This is a genomic window from Allosphingosinicella sp., from assembly GCF_036402135.1.
Classification (GTDB): Bacteria; Pseudomonadota; Alphaproteobacteria; order Sphingomonadales; family Sphingomonadaceae; genus Allosphingosinicella.
The window spans coordinates 25000-33080 of the sequence record NZ_DASWTN010000033.1 but is presented as its reverse complement, the minus strand read 5'-3'; the positions used below and the strand labels follow the sequence as shown (position 1 = coordinate 33080).

The 8081-nt window shown below is 64.2% G+C and carries 4 protein-coding genes; all 4 read left to right on the top strand.

Annotated features, from left to right (window positions below; all coding sequences use genetic code 11):
* The coding region (locus VGD10_RS09855; protein WP_331040646.1) for a response regulator at window positions 1-3925 on the top strand (3925 nt) is incomplete at its 5' end.
* A gap of 3 nt (window positions 3926-3928) precedes the next feature.
* Entirely contained in the window at window positions 3929-6049 is a 2121-nt protein-coding gene (locus VGD10_RS09850; protein WP_331040645.1) for a response regulator, read from the top strand.
* A gap of 79 nt (window positions 6050-6128) precedes the next feature.
* Window positions 6129-6941, top strand: coding sequence for a phytanoyl-CoA dioxygenase family protein (locus VGD10_RS09845; protein ID WP_331040644.1), 813 nt, complete (start codon window positions 6129-6131; stop codon window positions 6939-6941).
* A 137-nt stretch (window positions 6942-7078) separates the two neighbouring features.
* Entirely contained in the window at window positions 7079-8029 is a 951-nt protein-coding gene (locus tag VGD10_RS09840; protein ID WP_331040643.1) for a YsnF/AvaK domain-containing protein, read from the top strand.
* The last annotated feature ends 52 nt before the right edge of the window (window positions 8030-8081 follow it).

Sequence of the window (8081 nt, the reverse complement as noted above, 5' to 3'; positions counted from 1 at the left end):
CAACACGATGGTGGACCAGCTCAACGGCTTCGCATCGGAAGTGACGCGCGTGGCCCGCGAGGTCGGCACCGAAGGCAAATTGGGCGGCCAGGCGCAGGTGCCGGGCGTCGGCGGGACCTGGAAGGATCTCACCGACAACGTGAACGCCATGGCCGCGAACCTGACGGGCCAGGTGCGTAATATCGCCGAAGTGACCACCGCCGTGGCGCTCGGCGATCTTTCCAAGAAGATCACCGTGGACGTGAAGGGCGAAATCCTCGAGCTCAAGAGCACGATCAACACCATGGTCGATCAGCTCAACTCGTTCGCGGGCGAGGTGACGCGCGTGGCCCGCGAAGTGGGTACCGAAGGGAAGCTCGGCGGACGCGCGCAGGTGCGCGGCGTCGCGGGTACCTGGAAGGATCTTACCGACAACGTGAACCTGATGGCCGACAATCTTACCGGCCAGGTGCGTAACATCGCCGAAGTGACGACCGCGGTGGCGAAGGGCGACCTTTCGAAGAAGATCACCGTGGACGTGAAGGGCGAAATCCTGGAGCTCAAGAACACCATCAACGTCATGGTGGACCAGCTGAACTCATTCGCCTCGGAAGTGACCCGCGTGGCCCGCGAAGTGGGTACCGAAGGGCGCCTCGGCGGCCAGGCGCAGGTGCCGGGCGTCGGCGGCACCTGGAAGGACCTCACGGACAACGTGAACCTGATGGCGAACAACCTCACCAACCAGGTGCGCGGCATCGCGGACGTTGTGACCGCGGTGGCGCAGGGCAATTTGAAGCGGAAGCTGGCGGTGGAAGCCAAGGGCGAAATCGCCGCTCTCGCCGACACGATCAACTTCATGATCGACACGCTTTCGACCTTCGGCGACCAGGTGACCAACATGGCCCGCGAGGTGGGCATCGAAGGAAAGCTGGGCGGCCAGGCCTCGGTGCCGGGCGCCGCGGGCCTGTGGCGCGACCTTACCGACAACGTGAACGCGATGGCCGCGAACCTCACGAACCAGGTGCGCTCGATCGCCGACGTGGCGACCGCGGTGACGAAGGGCGACCTTTCGCGCTCGATCGCCGTGGAGGCGTCGGGCGAGATGGCCGCGCTCAAGGACAACATCAACGAGATGATCCGCAACCTCAAGGAACAGACCTTGAAGAATGCGGAGCAGGATTGGCTCAAGACCAACCTCGCGCGGTTCAGCCGCATGCTCCAGGGCGAACGCGATCTTACGACCGTGTCGAACCTGATCATGTCGGAACTCGCGCCGCTGGTGAACGCGCAGTACGGCGTCTTCTACGTGACCAAGCGCGAAGGCGACGAGACGGTTCTGGACCTTGCGGCAAGCTATGGGGCGGAGACGCAGGACGAGCTGAAGGGCAAGTTCAAGCTGCGCGAAGGGCTGATCGGCCAGGCCGCGGCCGACAAGCGCAGCATCATGCTGCAGGACGTGCCGGGCGAGTTCATCCGCATCGGCTCCGGCCTCGGCCATGCGCCGCCGGCGAACGTCGCCATCCTTCCGGCCTTGTTCGAAGACGATGTGAAGGCGGTGATCGAGCTCGCCTCCTTCCAGGAGTTCAACGAGACCCACCAGAGCTTCCTCGACCAGCTGATGGAGTCGATCGGCATCGTGCTCAACACGATCGCCGCGACCATGCGTACCGAGGGCCTCCTTAAGCAGTCGCAGCTGCTGACGCAGGAGCTTCAGGCGCGTCAGACCGAGCTTACGACCAAGCAGGAAGAGCTTCACGCCACCAACGAGGAGCTTCAGGAAAAGGCGCTCCTGCTCGAATATGAAAAGAAGCAGGTGGAAGCGAAGAACCTCGAAATCGACATGGCGCGCCGCGCGGTCGAGGAAAAGGCCGAACAGCTCGCCCTCACGTCCAAGTACAAGTCCGAATTCCTTGCGAACATGTCGCACGAGCTTCGGACGCCATTGAACTCGCTGCTGATCCTGTCGAAGCTGCTTGCGGACAACCCGCAGGGCAACCTCAGCGAGAAGCAGACCGAATTCGCCCGCACCATCCACGCGGCCGGTTCCGACCTTCTCAGCCTCATCAACGACATCCTCGACCTTTCGAAGATCGAATCCGGTACTGTGTCGATCGAGGTCGGCGAGGTGCAGCTGAAGAGCCTCAAGCAGAATGTCGAGCGCACCTTCCGCCAGCTGGCGCAGGACAAGGGCCTCAATTTCGAGGTCGAGTTCGACAGCCGTCTGCCGCTCACCATCAAGACCGACGAGAAGCGCCTGCAGCAGGTGGTGCTGAACCTGCTGTCAAACGCCTTCAAGTTCACGTCGGACGGCTGCGTGAAGCTGAGCGCCCAGTGCGTCGACAGCGGCTTCACCCCCAACCATCCGGTGCTGAGCACGGCCGATTCCGTGCTTGCCATATCGGTGTCCGATACCGGCATCGGCATTCCGGAAGACAAGCAGCGCCTCATCTTCGAAGCGTTCCAGCAGGCGGACGGCACCACCAGCCGCCGTTATGGCGGCACCGGCCTGGGCCTGTCGATCAGCCGCGAGATCGCGCGCCTGCTCGGCGGCGAGCTGCAGGTGAGGTCTAAGCCGGGCGAAGGTTCGACCTTCACCCTCTTCATCCCGCAGGAAGCGGTTGAGGAGAACACTCTCCCCTCCACCGCCATGCTGACGGCCAGCAACGACCTGGCCGGCGTCAGCGCCACGATCCTCAACCCCGAGGATCTTGGCGACGACCGCGACAGCCTGGGCGACGATCCGTTCGTGCTGATCGTCGAGGACGACCCGACCTTTGCGGCGATCCTCCTCGAAATCGCGCACGAAGCGGGCCTGAAGGGCGTGCTTTCGGGTGCGGGATCGGGAACGGTCGCCATGGCGCGGAAGCTGCAGCCGGATGCGATCACGCTCGACCTCGGCCTCGCCGATATCGACGGGTCGGTGCTGCTCGACCTACTGAAGCACGATCCGGACACGCAGCACATTCCGGTGCACGTGATCTCGGGCAAGGAGGAGGTTGCCGACGCGCTCTCCCTCGGCGCCCTCGGCGTTACCGAAAAGCCCGCGCCGCATGACGAGCTGCTGAAGGTCTTCAAGGACCTCCAGAAGCGGGTCAGCCGCCGCGAGAAGAAGGTGCTGCTGATCGGCCACGATTCGAAGTCGCGCAAGGCGCTTGGGAAGGCGATCGCCGATCCTGGCGTCGCGGTCGAAAACGCGGCGACGCTCGTCAAGGGCATCGCCAAGACCGGTATCGCCGCCTTCGACGCGATCATCGTCGCGGCAAGCGAAGCAGTCGGCGTCGCCGACGAGCTGGAGGCGCTTGGACCGGATTCGGCGACCGTGCCCATCGTGGTCGCGGGCGACGGGGAGGTTCACAACGACGTCAATGTGGCCCTGAACCGACTCGCCGCCACCTGGAACATCGTGGTTTCGCGGAATGCGGACGAACTGGAGGCGATCGTTTCGACGACGCTTCGCCGCGGCCGCGCCGTCCCCGCACGGAAGGACGAGGCGAACCGCGGCGTTCCGGAACTTGCCGGCGCGACCATCCTCGTGGTCGATGACGACATCCGGAACATCTACTCGCTCACCAGCGTGCTGGAGACCTACGACGCGACCGTTCTCCACGCCGAACGGGGCCGTGAAGGCATCTCGATACTGGAGCAGAACCCGTCGATCGACGTTGCTCTTATCGACATCATGATGCCTGAAATGGACGGTTACGAGACCATGCAACAGATCCGGGCAAGGGATAAGCTGGCGGATGTGCCGCTGATCGCGGTTACCGCGAAGGCGATGAAGGGCGACCGGCAGAAGTGCCTCGACGCGGGCGCGTCCGACTATATCGCCAAGCCCGTCGACATGGACCTGCTGCTTGCGCTCCTCCGCGTCTGGATCGGCCGATCACGCGACAAGGCGGCGACGAGCCAAGCCCGGCCGCGGCTCGCAGAGACTGCGGCGGAGTAAGGGATGACCGCTCAAAAGCGCGTCAAGTCCGCTTCAGGAGGCGGATCGTCCCCGCTCCTTGACGCTGCGCTCGTCGAAGATGGACCGATCGAGCGGCCGCGCGTCCTGATCGTCGACGACGACGAGCGCAACCTCCTCGCGCTGAAGACGGTCGTGGAGGAAGTGGCCGATGCAGTCGTCGCCTCGTCGGGCGAGGAAGCGCTTCGTCACCTGCTGAAAGGCGAGTTCGCGGTCATCCTGCTCGACGTCTTCATGCCCGGCATCGATGGTTATGAGACGGCGAAGATCATCCGCAGCCGCGATCAGACGAAGCGCATCCCCATCGTCTTCCTGTCCGCCGTGAACAAGGAAAGCGCGCATCTGATGCGCGGCTATGAGATGGGCGCAGTTGACTATGTGTTCAAACCGGTCGAGCCGGTGGTGCTTAAGTCGAAGGTCGCGGTTTTCGTCGACCTCTTTGCCAAGAGCAAAGAAATCCAGCGGAAGGCCGACCAGGAACAGAAGCTGCTCGACGCCAACCTCAAGGCAAATGCCGAGCGCCTCCGCATCGAAAAGGAGCTTCGGCTCGCCCAGCAGAGGCAGCAGGCGATCATCGAATCCCTGCCGATCGTCCTTTATCTTGAGCCGCTCAACGCCTCCCCGCGGATACCGCAGTTCGTCAGCGGCAATTTCGAGGCTGTCACCGGCTACAGCTTCGAGGAGGTGAAGGAGAACCCGAACATCTGGGCGGACCGGCTTCATGAAGAGGATCGCCCGCGGGTGATGGCGGCGCTCGAGGCGCGACAGCGGACTGGCATGTTCTCCGAGGAGTATCGCTGGCTCTGCGGCAGCGGCGAATACAAACACTTTCTCGACCAGACGGTGCTCCTCAAGGACACGAACGGCAATCCGGTGGAGTTTGCCGGCACTCTTATGGACGTGACCGACCGGAAGCAGCTCGAAAACCAGCTGGTCCATTCGCAGAAGATGGATGCCGTTGGTAAGCTGACCGGCGGCATCGCGCACGATTTCAACAATTTGCTGGCGGCGGTTCTCGGCGGCCTTGGCATGATCGAGCGGCGCGTGGAGTTGAAGGAGGATCAGAAGAAGATCCTCTCCATGACGCGCCATGCCGCCGAACAGGGCTCGGAACTGGTGAAGCGCCTCCTCGCCTTTGCGCGGCGCCAGCAGCTGGAGCCGGCGCGGGTCGAGATCGGCAAATTGTCGGCAGCGGTCGGCGAGCTTCTCGCCCATACGCTTGGCGGCCTCGTCCACCTTGAATGGGAGACGGACGAGACGCTCTGGCCCGCCTTTGCCGACGAGGCGCAGCTCGAGCTCGCGCTGATGAACCTCATCATCAATGCGCGCGACGCGATGCCGGAAGGCGGCACGATTACCGTGTCCGGGCGGAACGAGAGCCTCAGCGCCGACAATGCCATGGCGCTTCCGGACGGCGACTATCTGGTGCTGACCGTCGCCGATACCGGCAGCGGCATTCCGCCCGAGATCGTCGAGCGGGTGCTCGAGCCTTTCTTCACGACAAAGGAGGTCGGCAAGGGCACGGGGCTAGGCCTTTCCATGGTCTACGGCTTCGCCAAGCAGTCCGACGGCGCTCTCCGCATCGACAGCAAGGTTGGCGAGGGTACGCGGGTAGAGATCTGGCTGCCCCGAGCGCCCGACGTTCAGGTGCGGAAAGCGAGCGGAAATAACGCTTCGCCGGCCACCGAGGAGATCGCCCGGCCGAAGCTGCGGGTGCTCCTCGCCGACGATCATCCGGGCGTCCGCGCGACCACGGCGGCCATGCTTCAGGACGCGGGCCACACCGTGCTGCAGGCATCGGGCGGCGCGGAGGTCCTGGCGCTGCTGGACGAGGACCCGATTTGCTGCGACATCATCGTTAGCGATTACGCGATGCCGGTCCTGTCCGGCGTCGAAGTGGTGCGGCGCGCGCGGGAGGTGCGGCCAGGCCTGCCAAGCATCATCATTACCGGCTATGCCGACACGGATTCGATCTCGAACCGGCCCGCGGACGTGATCGTGCTCGCCAAGCCCTTCACCCCCGACCAGCTCAACAACGCCGTCTGCATCGCCCATGCGCGGGGTACGGACGCGGCTCCGGCGAAGAAGGTGGCGGTCGGCGGCTGAGTCCGGCCGCTACAAGCACCCTCGCCTTCCCGGGCAAAGCTGATAGATTTCAGCCGCTTGTTTTTGCGAGAGTCGGAGCATGGACTACGAACCCGCCGATATCATGGGCGGCCTCTACGGCGACGGCATCATTGGCCTTAAGGGGGCGTTCCCGCCGGAGTGGGCCGACCGGATGCGCGAGGATATCGAAATTCTGTTCGAGGAAGCGAAGGCCGTTCCGGGCGGCGTCCTCCCGCGCGGCCCCGAGCGCTGGTATGTCGAGGTGCAGCCGGAGCGGGTGCGCGGCTTCGTGGATATCGTCACGCATCCTTGGTTCATCGCGGTGTGCGAAGCGGTGCTCGGGCCCGATTACCGGATCGTCGAGATCGGCTTCGACATCCCCTTCCCCGGGGCGGCCGACCAGCCCTGGCACCGAGACTTCGCCGTGCCCGAGGCGATGACGAAGGGGCGGCGGCTGAACTCGCTCGCCTTCAATCTTACCGCCGTGGACACGACGCCCGAGATGGGGCCGTTCGAGATTGCGCTCGGCACGCAGTGGGACCAGTTCGAAGGCTGTCCCAAGGGCATGTTCCCGCCGCGCGAACTCTGGCCGCGCTACGAGGCGCGGAAGGTTCAGAAGATGCCGCAGCGGGGCGACATCTCGGCCCGCTCGGCGCTCACCGTCCATCGCGGCACCGCCAACCGGTCGAGCGTTGCCCGGCCGGTGCTGGTGGTGGGCGTCGATGCGCCGGACGCCGACAATGCCTCCCACCACGACCTTCAGCTCACTCGCGCCTATGCCGAGACGCTGCCGCCGCGCGTGATCGATCACCTTACTTACCGGCTGGTGGATGAGCTGGAGACGGTGGTGCAGCACCATGTGATCGAAGGGCTTCTCCAGGCCGCTTACTGACGCCTTGTTTCGGCTGGGCGCGCCGAAATCTCGTTTCGTTTGAAAGCGCTACGGCGCCGCCGAAACGAAAGGAACGTTGGGCTAACATAAGTGATTAGCGGCTTCTCATCACCAAGCATGGACGAGGAGCTAACGAAATGACCAGGACCATCACCGCCCTTTACGACAGCCGAAGCGAAGCCGAATCCGCGCGCGAGCGCCTGTCGGCCGCCAATGTGGACGCAAGCCGCGTCCAGATACTCGACCAGAGCTCCGGCGCGTCGTCGTCCGGCAGCAGCAGCTCCGGATCCAGCGGCGGCGGTTTCTGGTCGTCGGTGAAGGACGCCTTCATGCCGGACGAAGACCGTCACGCCTATGAAGAAGGCATGCGCCGCGGCGGTTATCTGCTTTGCGCGCGGGTCGACGAGGACGATGCCGACGAAGCCATCCGCATCCTCGAGCAGACGAACAGCATCGATTTCGACGAGCGCCAGCAGAACTGGAAGAGCGAAGGCTGGCAGCCTTATTCCGGATCGATGGGTAGCGCCGGGATGGGCGCGGCGTCCGGCATGAGCGGCACCACCTCAGGTGCTTATGAGAACCGCACCGAAGGCCGCACCGTCGAGGAAGAGCATATTCCGATCGTCGAAGAGCAGCTTCTCGTCGGCAAGCGCGAGGTCAATCGCGGCGGCGCGCGCGTTCGCTCCTATGTCCGCGAAACACCGGTCCATGAGCAGGTGAACCTCCGCGACGAGCATGTAAGCGTCGAGCGTCGCCCAGTCGATCAGCGGATCGAGGCGAGCGACGGCCTTGCCGATAGCGATCTGCTCCGTGAGCGCACCATCGAGATGACCGAGACGGACGAAGTGCCGATGGTCTCCAAGGAAGCGCGCGTTACGGAAGAAGTCGTGGTCCGCAAGACGGCCGAAGAGCATATGGAAGACGTCGAGGACACCGTGCGCCGCACCGAAGTGGATGTGGACGAAGGCGTCCGTTCGGAAAGCGACCGCTCGGCCTTCGGCTTCGATAACGATCGGCAGCAGTCGAGCTCCGAAACGAGCCGCAGCGAGTTCGAGCGGACCGACCGGAGCGGCGACTATAATCGCTAAGCTTTGAGCAGACGCTCATAGCGGGATGGGGCGGCCGGCAACGGTCGCCCCT